The sequence below is a fragment of the Streptomyces sp. Sge12 genome (assembly GCF_002080455.1).
In the GTDB taxonomy this organism is placed as follows: Bacteria; Actinomycetota; Actinomycetes; order Streptomycetales; family Streptomycetaceae; genus Streptomyces.
The window spans coordinates 795,011-816,685 of the sequence record NZ_CP020555.1; the positions used below are offsets into that span (position 1 = coordinate 795,011).

At 72.5% G+C, this 21,675-nt stretch carries 17 protein-coding genes; 11 read left to right on the forward strand and 6 right to left on the reverse strand.

Going from position 1 to position 21,675, the window contains the following annotated elements:
• The first annotated feature begins 68 nt into the window (after positions 1-68).
• The 5 genes from aceB to ppk2 all read left to right on the forward strand — a co-directional run bounded on the left by aceB (position 69) and on the right by ppk2 (position 5,619).
• A complete protein-coding gene (aceB, locus tag B6R96_RS03705) occupies positions 69-1,661 on the forward strand; it encodes a malate synthase A (protein ID WP_081521556.1) in 1,593 nt (530 codons plus the stop codon).
• Positions 1,658-2,527 carry a 3-hydroxybutyryl-CoA dehydrogenase gene (locus tag B6R96_RS03710; protein WP_081521557.1) on the forward strand — a complete coding sequence of 290 codons (870 nt, stop codon included), beginning with the start codon at positions 1,658-1,660 and terminating at the stop codon, positions 2,525-2,527. The genes aceB and B6R96_RS03710 overlap by 4 nt, the downstream gene beginning before the upstream one ends.
• A 229-nt stretch (positions 2,528-2,756) precedes the next feature.
• A complete protein-coding gene (locus tag B6R96_RS03715; RefSeq protein ID WP_030385419.1) occupies positions 2,757-3,242 on the forward strand; it encodes a VOC family protein in 486 nt (161 codons plus the stop codon).
• 100 nt (positions 3,243-3,342) lie between these two features.
• Positions 3,343-4,539, forward strand: a complete 1,197-nt coding sequence (locus tag B6R96_RS03720) for a PP2C family protein-serine/threonine phosphatase (RefSeq protein ID WP_107475669.1) — start codon at positions 3,343-3,345, stop codon at positions 4,537-4,539.
• Positions 4,540-4,611: 72 nt separating this feature from the next.
• On the forward strand, positions 4,612-5,619 hold the full coding sequence (gene ppk2 / locus B6R96_RS03725) for a polyphosphate kinase 2 (protein ID WP_081521558.1): 1,008 nt from the start codon (positions 4,612-4,614) through the stop codon (positions 5,617-5,619).
• A 9-nt stretch (positions 5,620-5,628) separates the two neighbouring features.
• Here the strand turns inward: ppk2 and B6R96_RS03730 are convergent, their stop codons facing one another.
• Positions 5,629-7,092, reverse strand: a complete 1,464-nt coding sequence (locus B6R96_RS03730; RefSeq protein WP_237291305.1) for an MFS transporter — start codon at positions 7,090-7,092, stop codon at positions 5,629-5,631.
• 231 nt (positions 7,093-7,323) lie between these two features.
• Between B6R96_RS03730 and B6R96_RS03735 the strand changes: the two genes are divergently transcribed.
• Together B6R96_RS03735 and B6R96_RS03740 are read left to right on the forward strand one after the other, a co-directional pair.
• Entirely contained in the window at positions 7,324-9,999 is a 2,676-nt protein-coding gene (locus B6R96_RS03735; RefSeq protein ID WP_237291306.1) for a SpoIIE family protein phosphatase, read from the forward strand.
• On the forward strand, positions 9,996-10,661 hold the full coding sequence (locus tag B6R96_RS03740) for a hypothetical protein (RefSeq protein ID WP_237291307.1): 666 nt from the start codon (positions 9,996-9,998) through the stop codon (positions 10,659-10,661). Before B6R96_RS03735 ends, B6R96_RS03740 begins: the two co-directional genes overlap by 4 nt.
• A 31-nt stretch (positions 10,662-10,692) precedes the next feature.
• Here the strand turns inward: B6R96_RS03740 and B6R96_RS03745 are convergent, their stop codons facing one another.
• Positions 10,693-11,184, reverse strand: coding sequence for an SRPBCC domain-containing protein (locus tag B6R96_RS03745; protein WP_081521560.1), 492 nt, complete (start codon positions 11,182-11,184; stop codon positions 10,693-10,695).
• A 65-nt stretch (positions 11,185-11,249) separates the two neighbouring features.
• Between B6R96_RS03745 and B6R96_RS03750 the strand changes: the two genes are divergently transcribed.
• The 3 genes from B6R96_RS03750 (at position 11,250) to B6R96_RS03760 (ending at position 16,055) form a co-directional block, all read left to right on the forward strand.
• On the forward strand, positions 11,250-12,425 hold the full coding sequence (locus B6R96_RS03750; RefSeq protein WP_081521561.1) for a PP2C family protein-serine/threonine phosphatase: 1,176 nt from the start codon (positions 11,250-11,252) through the stop codon (positions 12,423-12,425).
• Positions 12,426-12,513: 88 nt separating this feature from the next.
• Positions 12,514-14,967 carry a SpoIIE family protein phosphatase gene (locus B6R96_RS03755; protein ID WP_237291308.1) on the forward strand — a complete coding sequence of 818 codons (2,454 nt, stop codon included), beginning with the start codon at positions 12,514-12,516 and terminating at the stop codon, positions 14,965-14,967.
• Between the two features lie 122 nt (positions 14,968-15,089).
• Entirely contained in the window at positions 15,090-16,055 is a 966-nt protein-coding gene (locus tag B6R96_RS03760) for an alpha/beta fold hydrolase (RefSeq protein WP_159396270.1), read from the forward strand.
• 27 nt (positions 16,056-16,082) lie between these two features.
• On the opposite strand, the gene B6R96_RS03765 is transcribed toward B6R96_RS03760, so the two are convergent.
• From B6R96_RS03765 to B6R96_RS03775, 3 genes are all read right to left on the reverse strand, one after another.
• On the reverse strand, positions 16,083-16,517 hold the full coding sequence (locus tag B6R96_RS03765) for a subtilase-type protease inhibitor (protein ID WP_053172203.1): 435 nt from the start codon (positions 16,515-16,517) through the stop codon (positions 16,083-16,085).
• Between the two features lie 374 nt (positions 16,518-16,891).
• Positions 16,892-17,941, reverse strand: a complete 1,050-nt coding sequence (locus B6R96_RS03770; RefSeq protein ID WP_081521563.1) for a MerR family transcriptional regulator — start codon at positions 17,939-17,941, stop codon at positions 16,892-16,894.
• Between the two features lie 3 nt (positions 17,942-17,944).
• Entirely contained in the window at positions 17,945-18,616 is a 672-nt protein-coding gene (locus tag B6R96_RS03775; RefSeq protein WP_081521564.1) for a HEAT repeat domain-containing protein, read from the reverse strand.
• A 181-nt stretch (positions 18,617-18,797) separates the two neighbouring features.
• Here B6R96_RS03775 and B6R96_RS03780 point away from each other — a divergent pair, with 181 nt between their 5' ends.
• On the forward strand, positions 18,798-20,363 hold the full coding sequence (locus B6R96_RS03780) for an oleate hydratase (RefSeq protein ID WP_081524962.1): 1,566 nt from the start codon (positions 18,798-18,800) through the stop codon (positions 20,361-20,363).
• Between the two features lie 48 nt (positions 20,364-20,411).
• Here B6R96_RS03780 and B6R96_RS03785 read toward each other — a convergent pair whose 3' ends face one another.
• Positions 20,412-21,674 carry a DUF6357 family protein gene (locus tag B6R96_RS03785; RefSeq protein WP_081521565.1) on the reverse strand — a complete coding sequence of 421 codons (1,263 nt, stop codon included), beginning with the start codon at positions 21,672-21,674 and terminating at the stop codon, positions 20,412-20,414.
• Position 21,675 lies beyond the last annotated feature (1 nt).

Here is a 21,675-nt window from a genome sequence, read left to right on the forward strand (position 1 = left end):
CGCCCCGTGTACCCGAGGGCCGGAGAACCACCTCCCTCCGGCCCTCCCCTCTCCTGGAGGAGACCCGCATGTCCATCCACGCACCGACCCGCCGCGTCGAGGTCCTCGGGACACCGGGCGACCGCCACGAAGAGATCCTCACCCCCGAGGCCCTGGACTTCATCGCCCGGCTCGACGACGCCTTCGCCGCCCGGCGCCTGGAAGTCCTCAAGGAACGGACCCGCCGCTCGGGCCACCTGGCCGGCGGCACCCCCCTCGACTTCCCCCTCGCCACCCGCGCCGTCCGGCAGGACCCCGACTGGCGGGTCGCGCCGCCGGCTCCGGGCCTCACCGACCGGCGCGTGGAGATCACCGGCCCGCCGGACCGCCGGATGGCGGTGAACGCCCTCAACTCGGGTGCCCGGGTGTGGATGGCGGACCTCGAAGACGCCACCTCGCCCACCTGGGACAACGTCATCGGCGGCCAGCTGACCCTGCTCGACGTGATCGAGCGGCGGATCGACTTCACCACCCCGGAGGGCAAGGAGTACCGGCTCGGGCCGGACCTCGCGACCATCATGGTCCGCCCCCGCGGCTGGCACCTCCTCGAAGAGCACCTGGAGATCGACGGCCGCCCCGTCTCCGCGTCCCTCGTCGACTTCGGCCTGTACTTCTTCCACTGCGCCCAGCGCCAGATCGACGCCGGACACGGCCCGTACTTCTACCTCCCCAAGCTGGAGAACCGGTACGAGGCACGCCTGTGGAACGACATCTTCCGCCTCGCCCAGGAACTGCTCGGCATTCCGCGGGGCACCGTCCGGGCGACCGTCCTCATCGAGACCATCACCGCCGCGTTCGAGATGGAGGAGATCCTCTACGAGCTGCGCGAGCACTCCGCCGGCCTCAACGCGGGCCGCTGGGACTACCTGTTCAGCCTGATCAAGACCTTCGGCCACCGCACCGACTTCCAGCTGCCCGACCGGGCCGCGGTCACCATGACCGCGCCCTTCATGCGGGCCTACACCGAACTCCTCGTCCGCACCTGCCACAAGCGCGGCACCCACGCCATCGGCGGCATGGCCGCCCACGTCCCCAGCAAGGACGCGGAGGCAAACACCGCCGCCCTGGCGAAGGTGCGCCTCGACAAGGAACGGGAGGCCGAGGACGGCTTCGACGGCTCGTGGGTCGCCCATCCCGGCCTCGTCCCCGTCTGCCGCGACGTCTTCGACGGGGTCCTGGGAGAACGGCCGAACCAGCTCGAGCGCACGCGCGAGGACGTCGAAGTCGCCGCCGCCGACCTGCTGTCGGTCCGCCGGATCGCCGCCCCGCCGACCTCCGAGGGCGTCCGCTCCAATGTGGCCGTGGCCGTGCGCTACTTCGACGCCTGGCTGCGCGGCCGCGGGGCCGTCGCCCTGAACGGGCTGATGGAGGACGCCGCGACCGCCGAGATCGCCCGCGTCCAGATCTGGCAGTGGCTGCGCCACGACCGGGTGGAGCGCTCCACGGTGCTCACGCTCCTCGACGCCGAGTGCGAAGCCCTGGCGGAGGAGGATCCGCAGGCCCTGGCCACCGAGGCCCGGGACCTCTTCGTGGACACCGCGCTCACGCCGCGCCTGCCCGCCTTCTTCACCCCCGACGCCTACACCCGCCACCTCGTCCACCGGACGGAGACCCGCTCATGAGCACGTCCATCCGCCGCATCGGCATTGTGGGGGGAGGCCAGATGGGCGCCGGTATCGCAGAGGTGTGCGCCCGCGCCGGACTCGACACCGTGGTCTGCGAGGCGGACGCCGCCACTGCCCGAGCCGCCCGCGAACGCGTCGCCGTCTCACTGGAACGCGCCGTCCAGCGCGGCAAGCTGGACCGGCTCTCCGCCGAGGACGCGCAGGCCCGGCTCCTGTTCACGGGCGACCTGGAGGACCTCGCCGACCGGCAGCTCGTGATCGAGGCCGTCGTCGAGAACGCCGAGGCTAAGATCGGGATCTTCACCGCGCTCGACAAGATCGTCGAGGACCACGAGGCCGTCCTGGCCACCAACACGTCCGCCATCCCCGTCATGCGCCTGGGCATGGCCACCGGCCGCGCCGACCGGGTGCTGGGCCTGCACTTCTTCAATCCGGTACCGGTCCTGCCCCTGGTGGAGATCGTGACGTCGCTGCACACCTCTGCCGAGGTCACGTCCCTGGCGCAGGAGTTCGTACGGGACACGCTCGGCAAGACCGCCATCCACTCGCAGGACCGGGCCGGCTTCGTCGTCAACGCCCTGCTCGTCCCCTACCTGCTGTCGGCCGTCCGGATGGCCGAATCCGGGTTCGCCACGGCCACCGACATCGACGACGGCATGGTGCTCGGCTGCGCCCACCCCATGGGCCCGCTGAAGCTCGCCGACCTCATCGGCCTCGACACGGTCGCGGCCATTGCGGATTCGCTCTACGACGAGTTCAAGGAACCCCTCTACGCCCCGCCCCCGCTGCTTCAGCGGATGGTCCAGGCGGGGCTGCTCGGCCGCAAGACCGGCCGCGGGTTCCACATGTACGGCCGGGACTGAGGGTCCCGGTCCGCCGCCCGGGCTGAGGGTGCCCCGGCAGCTGAGGAACGGGCGGGGCGCGACGAGTGGTGTCGTCGCGCCCCGCCCTGCCGCGCCCGGCCAGGGGGCCCTTCGGGGCATCCGTCGCCGGGTTCCGCGCGGCGCCCGGAGGTTTCCCCCGCGGTGGGGATATCAGTGGACCCCTACGGCGATCGGCGGCGATCGCCCTGTGCGGAAGGGTCCGAAGCCGGTGACCGTCCAACCGATCCCCGAGGGATACCAGCGCGTCACGCCCTACCTCTGCGTGGACGGGGCCGCGGCCGCGATCGACTTCTACGTGGCCGTGCTCGGCGCGGCCGAGCGGATGAGGATGCCCGCACCCGACGGCAGGATCGGCCACGCCGAGCTGGAACTGGGCAACTCGGTCGTCATGATCGCCGACGAGGCCCCGGAGATCGGGTTCCGGTCGCCGAAGGCGGTGGGCGGCACGCCCGTCACCCTGCACGTGTACGTCGAGGACGTCGACGCCGTCTTCGCCACGGCCCTCTCGCTCGGCGCCACGGAGCTGTCGGCGGTCAAGGACCAGTTCTACGGCGACCGCACCGGCCAGTTCGAGGACCCCTACGGCCACCGCTGGAACGTCGCCACCCACGTGGAGGACGTCTCCCCGGAGGAGATGGAGAAGCGGGGCCGGGAGGCCATGGAGTCCGCGGACACCCCGCCGGACGGCGCCTGAAGCAGGAAAGGTGTCACGCTTGAGTCAGCAGGCGGGCAGCAGGCAGCCGTGACGCGTGCGGTCCCGCTCCGGTCCCCTGCGCGGACGGGCGGTGAGCGACATGGACGACGCGGACTTCGGCCGTCTGATGCGCACACTGCTCCGTGATTCCCACCGGGTCGGCCCGGACGGCCTGCCGGCGCTGATCGACGCGGCGGCACGTTCCATGGAGCTGCTCGGCGCGGAGATCTTCCTGGCCGACGTGCAGCAGACCCGGCTGATCCCGCTGCCGCCGCCTGCGCCGACCCGGGCGCCCGACGGCCGCGAGCCCGGTCTGCCGGTGGAGGGGACCCTCGCCGGCTGGGCGTACCGGACCGGGTCGCCGCGGCTGACCACCGGCAGCGAGCCCGGGGTCTGGCTGCCGCTGGCCCACGGGGTGGAGCGGCTCGGAGTGCTGCGGCTGGCCGCCCGGGCGCTGGACCCCGCCGCCCTGGAGCAGTGCGAGGCGCTCGCCTCGCTGACCGGTCAGTTCCTCGCGTCCGTGTCCGGCTTCAGCGACACGATCCTGCGCGGCACCCGCATCCGGCCGATGAGCCTGCAGGGCGAGCTCGCGTGGGCGTTCATGCCGCCGCGCACGATCGGCTCCCGGGAGGCCACGTCCAGTGCGGCCCTGGAGCCCGCCTACCGCATCGGCGGCGACGCCTTCGACCACACCCTGACCGCCGACACCCTGCACGTGGCGGTCATCGACGCCATGGGGCACGACCTGGCCTCCGGCCTCTGTGCGGCCGTGGCGCTGGCCGGCTGCCGCTCCACCCGCCGCGACGGCGGGAACCTCGCCGACATCACCGCGGCCGTCGACGAAGCGCTCGGCACCTGGCTGCCCGGACGCCTGCTCACCGCCGTCTTCGCCGACCTCGACCTCGTCTCGGGCGTCCTCACCTGGGTCAACCGCGGCCACCCCGCTCCCCTGGTCATCCGCCACCAGCACGTCGTACCCGATGCGCTGCAGCGCCCCGCACAGCTCCCCCTGGGCATCGGCCGCCGCGACACCCCGCACACGCCGAGCGTCATCCACCGGGCGCAGCTGGAACGCGGTGACCGCATCCTCATCCACACGGACGGCGTCACCGATGCCCGCTCCCCCGTCGGCGAGCTGTTCGGCGAGGAGCGCCTGATCGACACCGTCGTACGGGCCACCGCCGCGGGCGAGGCGGCGCCCGAGGCCCTGCGCCGGCTGATCCGCGACATCCTGGACCACCAGCACGGCCGCCTCACGGACGACGCGACGATCCTCCTGGCCGAGTGGCACCCGTAGGGCCGAGTGGCACCCGTAGAGGTGTCCTGCCCCTCGTGCGCATCAAGACCGTGTGCGGGGTACACGCAGGGCATGGATGAAGAACAGCGCGGGGCGCCGGCCGAGGAGACACTGCTCGCGGGTCTGAGCGTGGACGCCACCCGGCCGGAGCAGCCGGTGCTGCTGGACGGCTCCGGAGCACCGATCCGGACCTGGCAGCAGAACTACCCCTACACCCGGAAGATCCGGCGGGCGGAGTACGAGCGGACGAAGCGGATCCTGCAGATCGAGCTGCTGAAGCTGCAGCGCTGGGTGAAGGACACCGGGGCCCGGGTGGTGGTGATCTGCGAGGGCCGGGACGCGGCGGGCAAGGGGGGCACGATCCAGCGGTTCACCGAACGGCTCAACCCACGCGGCGCTCGCATCGTGGCACTGGACAGGCCCACCGAGCGGGAGGTCGGCCAGTGGTACTTCCAGCGCTACATCGCGCACCTGCCCGACCGCGGGGAGATCGTCTTCTTCGACCGCTCCTGGTACAACCGCGCCGGTGTCGAGAAGGTCATGGGTTTCTGCACCGAGGAGGAGTACCAGCGGTTCCTCGGCCAGTGTCCGGCCTTCGAGGCGATGCTCGTCGACGACGGCGTCCTGCTGGTCAAGTTCTGGTTCTCGGTCTCCCGCGCCGAACAGCGCACCCGCTTCGCGATCCGCCAGGTCGACCCGGTCCGCCAGTGGAAGCTCTCACCCACCGATGTCGCCTCCCTGGACCTGTGGGACGCCTACACCACCGCCAAGGTCGAGATGTTCCGGGCCACCGACACCGACCACGCACCGTGGACGGTGGTCAAGAGCAACGACAAGCGGCGCGGACGGCTGGAGGCGATACGCAGCCTGCTGTGCCGGGTGGACTACGCCAGCAAGGACGAGGCGGCCGTCGGCCGGCCCGACCCGCTGATCGTGGGCGCCGCCGACACCCTGCTCGAAGCGGGCGAGGAACCGGCGGACCTCTCACCCACGCCCCTGGGCCCGCCCACGGGACCGGGCCAGCACCCGGGCCCGCGAACGGCCCGGGCCGGGCGGCGCGCGGACCGGCGCCGGGAGTGAGGGCGGGCCTCAGCAGCGGCGGCCACGGCAGGGCGGCAGCGGCCCCGGCTGTGCCGCGGACCTCGCCTCGGGCCGGAACAGGACGAAGAAGAAGGTCAGGGCGATGCCCGCGGCCACCGCGAACAGGGCGTTGCCGATGCCCTGCGCGGTGGCGTCGCGCAGTTCCTCCCCCGTGAGTCCGTGGAGGCCCGCGGTCTCCACCAGCACCAGGAGGGCGAGGCCCACGGCGGCGCCCATGCCGGAGCCGGTGGAGGCGATCCCCGAGGCGATGCCCTGGTCCCGGTCGGGCACCCCGGTTCCGGCGGCGATGAACATGCCGGTGAAGACGATGCCGTCCCCGGCGCTGAGCGCGACGAGCCCCGGTACGAGTGCTGCGTACGAGCCGTCGGGGGTCGCCGCCGTGCCCAGCAGGGCGGCACCGAGCGCGCCGACGGCGAGAGCGCCGAGCAGGGTGCGCCACAGGCCGAACCGCGTCGCGAGCTGCCCCGCGGTCGTCGACCCCGCGACGACCACGGCGGTCGGGAGGATGAAGCCGACGCCGGTCTCCAGTGCGTCGTAGCCGAGGATCTGCTGGAAGTGGAGCGAGAGGAAGTACAGCACCGAGCCGAAGGTCGCCATGAACATGAACGCGATGACGACGCTCGTGACCAGGCTGGGGTTGGCCAGCAGCCGCGGTGGTACGAGCGGGTCGGCGCTGCGCCGTTCGACCAGCGCGAAGGTGCCCAGCAGGAGGAGGCCGGCCGCCGCGGTGAGCAGGATGGCGGGCGAGAGCCAGCCCGACCCGGGCCCCTGGACCAGCGCGAACACGATCAGGGTGACCCCGAGGGTGACGCTGAGCGCACCGGGCAGGTCGAATCGGCGGGTCCGGTCGCGCGGCGGGTCCGCGGGGATCAGCACGAAGGCCAGGAGCAGTGCGGGGACGGCGAGGGCCACGTTGACGAGGAACACGGCCTCCCAGCCGAAGGCGTGGGTCAGCAGGCCGCCGAGGAGTACGCCGATCACCAGTCCGGCGGCGCCCGCACCTCCCCAGATCCCCAACGCCCGGTTGCGCGCGCGGCCTTCGCGGAAGGTGACGTTGATGAGGGCCAGCGTGGTGGGGAAGACGAGCGCGCCGCCGAGCCCCTGGACCGCGCGCGCCACCAGCAGTGTCCCGGGGCCGGTCGCCAGTCCGCCGACGAGCGCCGCGGCCGCGTAGAGGGCGAGGCCGGCGGCGAGGATCCGGCGCCGGCCGAGGAGGTCCGCGGCCCGCCCGCCGAACAGCAGGAAGCCCGCGGAGGCGACGGCGTAGGCGCTGATCACGGACTGCAGGGTCTGCGCGGAGTAGCCGAGGTCGCGGGCGATGTCGGGCAGTGCGACGACGACGATGTACTGGTCGAGGGAGACCGTGAGCATGGCGAAGGAGAGCAGCGCGAGGATCGCCGTGTCGCGGTTCCCGCCGAGTCCGCCGGGCCGGTCCGCTCCGACAGGTGCCACAGCAGCGCTCCTCGACGGGGGATCCTTGGAGTCCGGTATGTACGCGGACCACCCACTATGGCGGGTCCGGTGCGCGTACGGCGTGATCGGACGCCAGGTCCACTCGACCGGCGGCGAGGACGCGCCGCGCGGCACGTCGGATCCGGCAGCACGCTGAGGGAAGATGCCGTGTCGGGACCCTGGACCGCTCAGGAAGTCGGTGAATCGGTTGTGACGCCGCCCAGTGGTGACGTGGGGGAAGTGGCTCCGGTCGCCGCGGGTCCCGGAGCCGGGGAGAAGGGCCTCAAGGCGGGTGCCCTGGGTCTGGCCTCCTCCGTGGCCATCGGCGTGGCGTCCACCGCTCCCGCCTATAGCCTCGCGGCCACGCTCGGCCTCATCGTGACGCGGGTCGGCCCGCAGGCCCCGGTCATCACGATGCTCGCCTTCATCCCGATGCTGCTGATCGCCTACGCCTACCGGGAGCTCAACGCCGGCGACGCGGACTGCGGGACCACCTTCACCTGGGCGACCCGGGCCTTCGGCCCGCGCATCGGGTGGATGGGCGGCTGGGGGATCATCGTCGCCGACGTCATCGTCATGGCGAACCTCGCGGAGATCGCCGGTGTCTACACCTACCGGTTGTTCGGATACGAGTCGCTGGCGGAGAGCAGGCTGTGGACGACCGTCGCGGGGGTCCTGTGGATCGCCGTGATGACCGCCGTCTCGTACGTGGGCATCGAGATCTCCGCCGCCCTGCAGCGCGGGCTCCTGACGGTCGAGGTGGTCGTACTGATCGTCTTCGCCGTCACCGCCATGGCCAAGGTCTACATGGATCCCCCGGCGACGGCGATCCCGGTGTCGGCCTCCTGGTTCAACCCCCTGAACGTGCCGAGCGCCGAGGCGTTGACCGCGGGGCTCCTGGCGGCCGTCTTCATCTACTGGGGCTGGGACACCGCCGTCACGGTCAACGAGGAGACCGCCGACAGCACGCACATCCCCGGGCGCGCCGCGGTCATCTCGACCGTCCTGCTGCTGGTCATCTACGTCGCGGTCGCCACCTCGGCGCAGGCCTTCGCGGGTGTCGGGACCGAGGGCATCGGCCTGGCCAACCAGGAGAACGCCGACGACGTGCTCTCCGATCTGGGGACGGCGGTCTTCGGTGATCAGGGCGTCGGCGTGTTCCTGACCGGGCTGCTGATCTTCATGGTGGTCACCTCCGCGGCGGCCTCCACCCAGACCACGATCCTGCCGCTGGCCCGGACCGTCTTCTCGATGGCCGCGCACAAGGCCGTTCCCGCCCGTTTCGCCCGGGTGCACCGCAAGTACCTCACCCCGACCTGGTCGACGGTCGGGATGGGTCTGGTCTCGATCGCCTTCTACGTCCTGCTGACGCTGATCAGCCACGACGTGCTGGCCGACTCGATCGAGTCGGTCGGCCTCGCGATCGCCTTCTACTACGGCCTGACCGGCTTCGCCTGCGTCTGGTACTACCGCAGGGTGCTCACGCGCAGCACGAAGGACTTCGTGTGCAAGGGCCTGCTGCCGGGCCTGGGCGGCCTGACGATGCTCTCGGTGTTCTGCTACGCGGGTTTCCACGTCTACGCCGACCCGCGCTACGGTGCGACCTCCATCGACCTGCCGCTGATCGGGCCGACGGGCGGGGTGGCCGTGGTGGGGCTGGGGGCCCTGCTGATCGGGGTCGTGCTCATGCTGTTCGTGACCCGGGAGCACACCGCGGCCCTGAAGCTCCAGCGGAGCCTGCTGCCGCGCAAGCTGGAGCCGCAGACGGCCGTCGAGGCGGCGAGCCGCTACGTGCCGGCCGACAGCCGCTCCGGAGTGGGGGGCGACTGGTTCGACCTCGTTCCGCTGTCGAGTACGCGCGTCGCCCTGGTGGTCGGCAATGTGCGGGGGCACGGGCTGCACGCCGCCGCCGCGATGGGCCTCCTGCGTACCAGCGTGCGCGTGCTGGCCCGGATGGACCTTCCTCCGGACGAGCTCCTGTCCCATCTGGACGACGTGGCCCGGCAGACCTCTTCGGAGTGGGCACGCGAGCTCGGCAGGAACGGCAGGAACGGCCGACCGGACGGGGGCGGCGGTCCGGACGGGGACGGCACACGGTCCGACGGTGACACCGGCCCCGACGTCGCTGCGGTGACCTGCCTGTACGTGGTCTACGACCCGGTGTCGGGGCGGTGCACCATGGCGCGGGCGGGCGGCTGGCCGCCCGCGGTGGTCGAGGCGGACACCGGTGCGGTCTCCTTCCCGGACCTGCCGTCGGGCCCGCCCCTGGGCCTGGGGGGCCAGACCTTCCAGAACCTCGAACTCCAGCTGCCGCCCGGCAGCCTCATCGCCCTGTTCACGGACGGTCTGACCCATGCCGTCGGCCATGACCCCGATGTGGCCCTCGGCCGCCTCGCCGAAACCCTCGCCCAGCACCGGCGGCCCCTGGAGCAGCTGTGCGACCTCACGCTGGCGAGACTGCTGCCCGGTCCCGTGGACGACGACGTGGCCGTGCTGCTGGTCCGTACCCGGGTGCTCGACGAGCGCCGGGTGGCGCAGTGGGAGCTGGCGTCCGACCCGGCGATGGTCTCGGTCGCCCGCGCCGCCGTCACCGGGCAACTGGAGGCCTGGGGGCTGGAGGAGCTGTCGTTCGTCACCGAACTGATCGTCAGTGAGCTGGTCACCAACGCCATCCGCTACACCGACGGTCCCGTCCAGGTCCGGCTGATCCGTGACGAGAACCTCGTGTGCGAGGTCTCCGACACCGGCCACACCTCACCGCACCTGCGCCACGCCGCCACCGACGAGGAGGGCGGCCGCGGCCTCTTCCTGATCGCCCAGATGGCCTACCGGTGGGGGACGCGCTACACCGCTTCCGGGAAGACCATCTGGACCGAGCAGGTCGTGGCTCCGGCGGAGGGTCCGTGAGCGCCGAGGGAGCCGCGGCGCTCCCCGCAAGGGGGCGCGAACGCCTGGTCTTCGACGGCTGGATCGCCGCCGTCGGAACGGAGTCCGGCACCCGTGTGGTGGTGGGCCACTGGCCCCGTTCGCCCTTCGGCCCGTTCAGCGACGTCATGCTGGAGCGCGCCGACGGGCACCGCATCCTGCTGGCTCCGACCGCCCGTACGGCGCAGTACATCGCGGGCGTCTACCACTTCGACGAGGTGCGGACGGAACCGGTGGCCGTGCACAGCCGGGGGCCGGTCTGGGACGTCGCCGCCGAAAGCCTGCGCCTGCGCTTCACCGTGGGCCGCCGCGGAGTGCTCGGCCTCGCGCTGCGGGCCGTGCCGCGACCGCTCGCCCGCCGTCCGGGTTGGGCCGCGCTGGTCAGCGGGCCCGCGCGGCTGCTGGTCGGCGTACGGACCCGGGGCAGCTCGCGGCCCGGGTGGCGCCAGTGGTACGCGGCCCGCGACCTCCAGGTGATCACCTCGGCCGTCGCGTCCTTCGCGGGGACCGACCTCGGTGCGCTGGCGCCGGTGGTCCCGCCCGTGCGGTTCGGATTCGCGTCGGCGCCCGCAACGCCCGCGCTGGTGCGGGTCGTCTCCACGGTCGAAGGCGCCGCGGTACCGGTCGCGCCGGACCAGGGGTGAGGCCGGCGCTCGGCGGCGCAGGCGCCGCGGCTCACCGGCCGGGCGGCTGCGTCCCCCGCCCGGCGGCTTCGACGTAGGAGGCCAGGTGGGCCAGCGAGGAGGCGATCCCGGCCTCGTGCACGGCCGGGTCGATACCGGGCGGCACGTCCTCGGCCGTGACGCTCACCCCGGTCCCCCCGCCGACAGCGGCGAGGTGCCAGGTCATGGTCATGGTCCCGGCGTAGCGGGGGTCGTCGGCTTCGAAGACCGCCCGCTGCACGACGCGTTCCGAGGGCACCAGGTCCGCGAGGACGACCTCGACGACGTCCGTCGTGTCCGACGTCTTGCCCAGGCCCTCGGCCGGATCGAGGTGGGTCAGGACCATGCGGAATCCTCCGCCGGGCCGGGGGCCCCAGCGCTCGATGCTCCCGCGCATCCCGTCCGGCGGCAGCCAGGTCTCCAGGGACTCCCGGTCGAGGAGGGCGGCGTAGACGGCCGCCGGTGGAGCCGCGATCACCCGACTGCCACGGTCTGTCCTGCTCATGCACCGATTCTGCCCCGCGGGCCCCGCAGTGGCGGCCACGGGCACCGGCGAGGCAGGCTGGATTCATGAGAGCGCCCTTGCGCTCGCCCCCCGGACCGCGAGCCGACGGTCACCACCAGGCCCTCTTCGTGTTCGCGGAGTGCGTGCCCTTCGCGATCGCCCTGTTCGTGCTCCTCGTCGAGTTCACGCCCCTGCACGTCCTGTACACCGGCCCCCTGCTGGTGGCGACGCCGGCCCTGGCGGCGGTGACGATGGGGCCCAAGGGCGTGCTCGCGGCAGCGGGGGCGGCCGTCGCGGTCAGCGTGGCCACCGCCACCTACAACGGGGCGTGGGGCAGCCAGCAGGTCTACACGAACTTCCTCGCCCTCTTCCTGGTCTCGGTCGCGGGCTTCCTGACGAGCCGCACCGCACGCACGCGCCGGGAGAACGAGCTCAACCAGGTCCGCCGGATCGCCACCACCGCCCAGGAGGTCCTGCTGCGGCCGGTACCGGACCGGCTGGGCCCCGTACGGGCCGCCAGCATGTACCTGGCGGCCGAGACCGGCGCGCAGATCGGCGGCGACCTCTACGACGTGGTCCAGACCCGCTACGGCGTCCGCATGATCGTCGGTGACGTCCGGGGCAAGGGCCTGCCCGCCGTACGGGCGGCCGCGATCGTCCTGCGAGCGTTCCGGGAGGCCGTGCACTACGAGGAGGACCTGGTGGAGGTCATCGACCGGTGCGGGGCGGCCCTGCACCGGGACGCCGTCGCCGCGGGCGCCACCGGCGGGGACGACGCCCTCCTCCTGGAGGGGTTCGTCACCGCGCTCGTGGCCCAGGTCCCGGACGGCCCGCACGTCGAGGTGGTCAACCGGGGGCATCCGCCACCGCTGCTGCTGCACGACGGCACGGTGCGGCCCCTGACGCCCACCGCCCCGCTGCCACCGCTGGGTCTGGAGGAGTTCATCAGCGGTCCTCCCGAGCGGCCGGAGCGCTATCCGTTCGCGCCCGGGGACCGGCTGCTGCTGTACACCGACGGTGTCATCGAGGCCCGCGACGGGCACGGCACCTTCTTCGACCTGGCCGAGGCCATGGCCGCCATGCGCGGCCACGCCCGGGCATCGTTCCTGGAAGACCTGCACCGGGCCTTGCTCCGCCACACCGGCAGCCGCCTGGCGGACGACGTGGCGGTCGTACTGGTCGACCGCTGCGAGGACGAGGACGAGGACGAGGACCGCGGGGAGGCGGGCGGTCCGGCCTGAGGGCGTGTTCCGAGTCGCCCGAACGGCCCCGAGGGCGACAGCATGGAGGGAAGGCGGGCGGGATGCCCTGGAGGATGTGATACGGAAGGTGACCAGTCATCGCTTTGCGTTCTGCGGGGCTGAGCTCGCGGCTGTCTACGTGGTCGCCGACCAGGGCAGGGAACTCCACCTCGCCGAGCTGACCGGCAACCGCGGCATCCTCTACGGGCTGCCCGCGATCCTCGCCCTGGCCGGGCATTCGCCCGCCGCCAACGCCTTCCGCTCGGGCCGCCCGCTGTGGCTGACCCCCAAGGAGCTCGCCTCGTTCATCGAGGAGGACCCCCACCACATCCCCACCCGGGTCCGGGACGGTGCCCCCGAGTCGCCGGCCCGTATCTCGCTGGGCGCGCTGCCCCTGGGACACGGCGCGCAGGAGCTCGGCTGCCTGGTCGTCGCCGGGCAGGCCGGGGACGGCTTCAGCGCCGACGACCGCAGCCTGCTGGAGCTCTACGCCGACCAGGTGGCCGCCGGGCTCGAATCGGTCGCCGCGCGCTTCACCGGACGCAGGCCCCCGGCCCCGCAGGCACATCTGAGCCAGTCCCTCGTACCCGATCAGGGCGGCGCGTTCATCCTGGAGCTGGGCACCGGTCGGATGGAGGCCCACGCGCACGTGCTGGAACTGATCGGGCTGCCTCCCGAGCAGTTCGACGGGCAGGTGGAAACCCTGCTGGCCTGCGCCGTCCCCGACGACATGCCCGCGCTGATGGCGATCGTGGAGCCGGACCGGCTGGCAGCCACCGGACAGCAGCTGGCGTTCCGTATCCGCCGCCCGAACGGCGAGCTGCGCTGGCTGGGGCTGCGCTGCCGCGTGGAGGTGGACTCCGGCGGAACACCTCGGCGGGTCCTGGGCGTGGTGGCCGATGCCACCTATCTGCGCCCCAGCGCCGACGAGGTCTCCCTCGTCCAGCGGCTGTCCGCCACGCTGGCGGGCGCGGCGACGACGCGCGAGGTCAGCCGGCTGGCGGTCGCCGCGCTGCGCGAACCGCTGGGCGCCTCCCGGGTCGCGGTCGGCGAACTGGAGAGCGAGCGGCTCATCGTCACCGCCCTCGCCCCTCCGGAGCCCGACGCCTGGCCCGAGGTGTGGCGCTCGGAGTGGCGCTCCGAGTGGCCCGACGTGTCACTCAGCGACCTCCCGACCCTCCAGAGCGCCCTGCGCGGGGGCCATTTGAGTCTGTGGCCGCCGGGCGCGGCCCTCGAACCGGGGCTTCTGGGCGTCGGGCCCGGTGGTCTCGCGGTGGTACCGCTGCCCGCCGACGGCCGGATGGTCGGGGTGTGTCTGGTGGGGTGGGACGCGGAGCACCGGTTCGGGCCGGAGGAGCGGTCGCTGCTGACCGCGACGGCGGGGCTGGTGGGGCAGGCGCTGGTACGCGCCCACGCCCTGGACGCAGGCCACGAACTCGCCACCATGCTCCAGCGCAGCCTGCTGCCCCGGAAGCTCCCGGAGCTCCCGGGCGGGATCGCCGTCGCCCGCTACCTGCCCGCGACCGCCGGTCTGGAGGTCGGCGGCGACTGGTACGACGTCATTCCGCTGCGCGACGGTCATGTCGCGTTCGTGATCGGGGACGTCCAGGGGCACAGCGCGGGGGCCGCGACCATCATGGGCCAGATGCGGACGGCGGTGCGGGCGTACGCGGTGGAGGGGCACCCGCCCGATGTGGTGGTCGCGCGCGCCAACCGCCTGCTCGTCGGCATGGAGACCGATCTGTTCGCCACCTGCGGGTATGTGGACCTGGACATGGAGGAGGGCATCGCCAGAGTCGTACGGGCGGGCCACCTCCCGCCGATCCTGCGCCATCCGGACGGTGTCGCCGAGGAGATGGTGGTCGAGGGTGGGCCTCCCTTGGGCGTGCTCGCGGAGGCCGAGTTCCCCATGACCGAGGTGGGGCTGCTCCCCGGCACCCTGCTCCTCCTGCTGACGGACGGCCTGGTCGAGTCCGCCAGGCTGCCGATGGAGGAAGGCATGCGGCGGGTGTGCGAGGTGCTCGCCGCGGCCGACCCGGCCGATGCCGGAGGGGTCGCCGACGAGTTGCTCGTCGGCGGGGGCCGGCGCGACGACGACGTGGCCCTGCTGCTGCTGCGCTACGACGGCACGGGCGGCCGGCCGATGCGGAGCCACTGGACGGTGTGGCGGCTTCCCAACGCGGTCCTGCACGCACGCCGGTTCACCGCGCGCACGCTGCGGTCCTGGGGCGTGGTGGACGCCCTCGACGAAGCCCTGCTGGTCGTGTCCGAGCTGGTCACCAATGCGATCGCGCACACGCAGGGCGAGGTGGGGATGGATCTGACCCTGTCGGCGGACCGGCTGCGGATCGCCGTGAACGACGCCTCGCCGCGTAGCCCCGTCAAACCGATCTGGGTGAGCTGGGAGTCGACGGGCGGTCGTGGGCTGCTCATCGTCGAGGCGACGGCGACGGCCTGGGGCTCGGTGCCGCTCAGCGGCGGCAAGCAGGTGTGGGCGGAGATCCCCTGGCACCCCGCGGGCGACGACCGGCGCCCGGCGTGAGGCCGCCGTGCGGCATGAGGCCGGCGCGCGGGGTGAGGCCGTCGGGGTCCGCGGCCCCGGGCAGGCAGTCGGAGCGGTGGGGCCGGTTGGCGGGGCGGCGGGAGGAGCGGGAGGGTGGGGGTATGCGTTGGCGTGTGCCCGGCAGGCTGGCAGCCGCGGTGGCCGCCGTCCTGCTGGTGGCCGCCGCGGGCCCGGGTGCCGGGGACCCCGGCGGGTCCGGGGACCCGGGGCGGCAGGTGGAGATCGGCGGGTCCGGGGACCCGGGCCGGCAGGTGGAGATCGGCGGCGGGCGGAGCCTGTACCTGCACTGCGCGGGATCCGGCAGCCCCACCGTCGTCCTGCTGGCCGGGCTGCACGAGTCCTCCGACCCGTGGTCGCTCACCGACACCACCCCGCCGGTGCCGAGGAGCCCGGCGGTGCTGCCCGGCGTGGCCGCGTTCACCCGGGTGTGCACCTACGACCGGCCCGGCACCATCCGCTACACGCAGCCGCCGACGCTCACCACGCGCAGCACCCCCGTGAGCGGCACCCGGCCGCTGACCGCGATGGTCGAGGACCTGGAGCGGCTGCTGTCCGCCGGGCACGTACCGGGGCCCTACCTCCTGGTGGGGCATTCCTTCGGCGGGATGCTCGCCCTGCGGTACGCGCAGACGCACCCGGAGCAGGTGCGCGGGCTGGTCCTGGTCGATGCGCTCGGGCCCGGACTGCGGCCAGCGATGGGAGCGCGCTGGGCGGAGTACGTCGAAGCGCTCCGGCACCCCGGGACCCCCTTCGACGCCGACCCGGACTTCGAACAGGTCGACATCAACGGCGGGGTGACCGCGATCGACGGCGGCGGGCCGCTCCCGGCGGTCCCGGTGGCCGTGCTCAGCAAGACCGCGCCCTTCGCGGCGCCGCCCACCATGTCCAGGGAGCTGCTCGCCGAGCTGGAGCGGGCCTGGCCGAAGGCTCAACAGGCGCTGGTGGGGCTGCGTCCGCAGACCCCGCACCTGCTGGCGACCGGCAGCGACCACTACGTCCAGCTCCACGACCCGGACCTCACGATCGCGGCGATCCGACTGGTCGCGGACCGCGCCGGCACCCGCTGAGAGCTGCTGGAATCCGGCGGCGCGGCGTCAGAACGCGTAGAGGGCGTTGTTGCCCAGGGTCGCGGACATCATGCACGCGTTGGAGAAGGTGTGCTTCCACGCGACGCGGCTGCCCTGCCACACGCCGTCCGCGGTGACGGTGACGGGGTTGTAGTGCCGCGGGCACACGCGGTTCTGGTCCGGGGCGGCCAGCAGGCGGTTGAACTCGCCGCCGGTGGCGTTGAGGGCGTCGCAGGCGGCCCGGGGGGCGGGGTGCGTGCCCTCGGCGGTGTAGGCACAGCTCAGGACGGCCGCCCGCAGGACGGTGCCCGTGGCTGCGTTGTCCCCCTGGGTGATGGTGAAGACCATGGCGGAGGGGGCGTACAGGCTCGTGGGGCTCGAGGGGCTCGCCTCCGCAAGGCCCGTGGCGCCGGCGAGGCAGAGAAGGGTGGCGGCGGAGACGGCGGCTAAGCGGTGACGCATGACAGGGCTCGCTTTCGATTCAAAGGTTGTTTGAGGCGCTGCGGCTTTTATGCAGCGCCGATGCGAGGCTGAGCCTGCCAGGGATGAAGGTGTACCGCACATTGGCGGTCGTTTTACGGACAGTTGGTTCGGATATCGACGATCAGACGGGTGTTCGTGCAGCTCACGCCGGGTATTCATACGATCACATCGCGCGACTGTGCGGTGCGGGGGCCGGTCTGACGGGCGCTCCCCCACCTGCTGCCCAGGTCGCGGCCATGCCCGGTTCACCGAACGGCCCACCAGGGTGACCGGATCGCAGCGGTGCCGGGCCCCCGACCCTTTCGGAATCAACCACTCCACCGTCCTGCAACCGCCTCGGAGCGCAAGGACGTTCAGTCGGGGTCGCGCGCCTCGCGCAGCGTGAGAAGGTACGCCGCGGTCAGCGCGACGGCGGGATCCTCGTCGTGCGCCAGCTCGGCGAGGGCGCGGGCCGCCGTGACGCCGGGGACGTCCGCGAGCGCCTGCGTCAGCCGCCGCCGGGCGGGCAGGTCGTCGGGGCCGTCGGCGAGGCGGCCCACGAGTGCGGTGGCGATCCGATCGGCCGACGCGGGGCGCCTCGCCAGGGCGCTCAACGCGTCGGCCGCGTCGACGTCGTTCCTGCCCTCGACGATCATCTCGACCAGTGCGGGGACCACATCGGCCGCTCCCCGCTCTTCGCACTCCCCCTCCGTTGCTTGTGCTGCTTGTGCTCCGAGCGTGAGGGCCGCATGCCCGCGGACCATGCTGTCGGGGCTCCGCAGCGCTCCCTCCAGCAGGGCGACCGCGCGCTCGTGCGGAATCTCGGCGATGGACCGGACGGCCCGCTCCCGTACCTCGGCCACCGGTGAGGCCAGGCCCTCCGCCAGCAGTTCCAGCGCGGCCTCGCCCGACTGCGCCACGGCCCACCGGAGGGCGCCGGCAACGTTCGGATCCTCCTCGTGCAACGCCGCCTCGACCAGTGCCTCCACGGGTACCGCCGCCTCCTCCGCCGAGGACAGCGCGGCGCGCTGCCGGCTTGCGGGGTTCTCCGAGCCCAGCGCGTGCAGGAGCGCGACGATCTGGAGTACGTCCTCCCACTCGGCCGGTTCCGCGGCGCCGATCCGGCGCAGCCGTGTCAGCAGGGCCGTCTCGACGGCGATGCGTTCCTGTGTCTGGCGGACGAGGTCGTCGACGAGTTCCGAGGGCCTGAAGCCCGGGTCGTCCAGGGCGCGCGCCACCTCACGCAGTGACAGCCCCAGTGACCGCAGGCTCTCGACGTGGAAGATCCGCCGGATGTCCTCGCCGGAGTACTCCCGATAGCCGGACCCGGTGCGTCCCGTGGGCCGCACCAGGCCCAGCGAGTCGTAGTGCCGGAGCATGCGGGCGCTGACCCCGGACCGCCTGGCCACATCACCGATCAACACTGCCTACGCTCCTCCTCCTGGCCCGTCCTGCAGGACCGCGACGCGCTTCGCCTCCTCGATCGCGAACTCGAACCCGATGTCCGGGTCGCGCATCAGCCGTTCCGTCGCGAGCGCATGATGACGCACACGGGGATCGAGATCCGTCACCGCCTCCCGCAGGGTCGCAGACGCGGTGCCACCGAGGGCCATCAGCGCCCGGCTGAGGCTCAGCTGCGTCTCGCGCCCGCCCCGCCCGAGCTGTGTCGCCAAGGCTCCGGCCAGTGCGGACTCCTCGCCCTCGGGGACGAGCACGACCGCCGCCCGCCAGGCGCTGCGCGCCACCTCGTCGTCGGCGTCGGACAGGAGCGCCCGGGTGATCGCCGGCCACGCCCGCCGTTCCCCGATCTTGGACAACGTGTGCAGTGCCTGGCTCCGTGCCTGCGGCCGCTCGGACACCAGCTCGTCGATCAGCCGCGGGACCGTGACGGACGCCGAGTGACGGGTGAGCGCCCATGTCAGCATCTCGCGTACGGAGAAATCGGTCTCGGTCGCGCACCGTTCGACGAGCTTCTCGACGGACCGGGGGTCCGGGGTCGAACCGATCGCCATCGCTGCCCGGAGCCGCACCGACGCGCGGCTGTCCTCCAGTTCGCGGAGTGCTCGCACCGGATGGGCGCCCTGTTCTGCCGTGGTCATCGCCACCACCTCCTGGACGGCAGTGAAGACCTTGTCACCGTGTCAAGGTCAAGGGGGCGACCGCCGGCCGCACCCAATGGCCCACCCCGATTGCGGCCGCCCCGCCGGGGGTGGTGGGCTGGCCGGGGTGATCGCGCGGCCGACCGGGGTCGACGGGGCTCCCGGCGAGCGGAGACGCATCGTGGCCAAGGCCTATCTCGTGGGTGCGGGCATCGCTTCCCTGTCGGCGGCGGCGCTGCTGATCCGGGAGGGCGGGTACGCCGGCGCGGACATCAGGATCCTGGAAGCCCAGAACCGCACCGGCGGGAGCCTGGACGCGGAGGGCGACCCGGAGGCCGGCTACACCATGCGCGGCGGGCGGATGTTCGAGCTGCACTTCGAGTGCACCTACGACCTGCTGCGCTCCGTCCCCTCCCTCGACTCGCCGGACATTTCGGTGACGCAGGACACGTTCGCCTTCCACGAGGACTTCGCCTGGAACGACAAGGCCCGCCTCGTCGACGCGTCGGGCCGCCGCGTCGACACCCGTTCCATGGGGTTCTCGGAGCGCGACCGGCTCGACCTGGTCGCGTGCGTCGCCACCCCCGAATCCCGGCTGGACGGCAAGCGCATCTCGGACTGCTTCGCTCCGGAGTTCTTCACCACCAACTTCTGGTACATGTGGTGCACGACCTTCGCCTTCGAGCCCTGGCATTCGGCGATCGAGTTCCGGCGCTACCTCAACCGGTTCGTCCACCTGTTCAAGACCTTCGACACCATGTCGGGCATCTACCGGACGCGTTTCAACCAGTACGACTCGATCGTGCGCCCGCTCCAGGCCTGGCTCCGGGGCAACGGCGTCACCTTCGAGCTGAACACCACGGTCACGGACGCCGAGTTGGCCGACGGCGACGCGATCACCGTGACCGCCCTCACCTGTACGCGCGACGGCGCGACCGAACGGATCCCCGTCGCGCCCGAGGACCTGGTGTTCGTCACCAACGGTTCGATGACCGCGAACTCGACCCTCGGATCGACCGACGCGGCCCCCGTACGGGACACCTCCGCCCCCGACGCCTCGTGGCGCCTGTGGCACACCCTGGCGGCCAAGCACCCCCGGTTGGGCAACCCTTCGGTGTTCGACTCCTCCGCGGAGGACTCCACCTGGGGATCCTTCACCGTCACCACCAAGGACCCGACCTTCTTCAAGGCCATGGAGGAGTTCTCCGGCAGCGAGGCAGGCAAGGGCGGGCTGATCACCTTCAAGGACTCCCGCTGGCTGCTCACCATCGTCCTCAACCACCAGCCGCACTTCCGCGAGCAGCCCGAGGACACCTACGTCTGGTGGGGCTACGCCCTGTTCCCCGACCGGACGGGCGACCACGTGGGCAAGGCCATGGCCGAGTGCACGGGCCGGGAGATCCTGACCGAGGTGCTCGGACACCTGCGGCTCGCGCAGAGCGAGCAGATCCTCGAGTCCGCGATCGTACGGCCGGCCCTGATGCCGTACATCACCAGCCAGTTCCTGGTCCGCAAGGCCGGAGACCGCCCCGAGGTGGTGCCGGCGGGATCCACCAACCTGGCCTTCATCGGCCAGTACGCCGAAGTCCCCGACGACGTGGTGTTCACCGTCGAGTACTCGGTACGGACCGCCTGGACCGCCGTGGCACGCCTGCTCCACCTGGACCGGCAGCCACCGCCGGTCCACAAGGGCGCACACGACCCCAAGGTCCTCCTCGAAGCCCTGCACACCCTGCACCGCCACTGAACGCCCTCGCTCACGTGCGGTGCGCCGTGCGCGGGGCTCGATGGGGTGCTACCGGGCGTTGCGTCGGCGGCGCGCGCGCTCGAACTCGGCGACATCCGGCATCCAGGGACCGTACTGTTCGAGTGCCGCGCAGCCGCCGCGGACGAAGGCGCTCACCAGGTTCCGGTAGCCGCCGATTCCGTCGACCAGGCTGTACTCGACCCGGTACTCGGGATCCGCCCCGCCCACACCCTCGCGCAGCGTCGTGACCCGGGCGATGGAGTCCGCGTAGAAGTGGAGCTGGATCCCTTCGCCCATCTCCTCGTCCTCGATGGTGAACACTTCGTTGTCCCCGGCAGAGCGATCGGCGACGAACTCCCAGAACTCCGCGGCGGCAGTGCGGGGACCGTCCCGCAGCCACTTCTTCTCGACGCCCTTGTCGTCGGTGAACGACAGGGCCGTCTTCCGCGCACTCCCGCCGAGGTCGGCGCGGTGGCCGGCAGCCTCCTCGTCGTCCTCCATGGGTGTGTTCCTGGAGCGGTCCGCGGCCTCCGAGCACATCAGGACGCTCACGGTACGCACCGCGTCATCGGCGAGCTCGGGGTGTGCACGGCGCACGGCCGCTTCGACCGCCGTCGTCATCCGATCCCAGTCGCGCCGGTCCGTGGCGCGCTTCCCCCTTCGCGGATCGCGGCCGATCCGCATCCCGGCGGACGCCTGCTCCGCAGTGGCGATCACCCGCATGACCCGGGGCAGCAGCGCGGGGTCGACGGCGTCGGGCATCCGCCTCGGAACGGTCGCGCCGTGCAGGTACTGGCCCGTGTACCTCAGAATTGCGGCGTCGAGTGGACCGAGTACCGCTCCGCGCTCGGCGCGACGGCGGTCCGCGCGGTACTCCTGAGCCCGTTTCCCGTCCGGCGTCTCTGTCGCCGTGCGCATCGCCGCACACACCTGACCGCGCTCGAGCAGGCCGATGTCGGCCCCGTGGGCGATGAGCCGGCTCCTGTCCCACCGGATGCGCCGGAAGAGCGCGTCGACGTCCGCGGGCGCGGCAAGGAGGGCCGGGTCCAGGAGCGCGACGGCAGCGTTCTCGTCGAGCCGGCCCCGGGTTCCGGCGGCGTCGCACAGCGACAGGACCGCACTCCACAGCAGCAGGTGTCTGGCCAGGTCCCCCCGGATCACCGCAAGATGGGCTTCGCTGATCGAGAACGTGAACGTGCGGGGCTCGTGGTTGGCGTCGGCCCCGGCACCGAGCATCAGCCTCAGCTCGCCGTCCTCGCGGACCACGCTCGGAATCCAGCCGCTCGTGCGCGTGAAGACGACGTCGTTCATC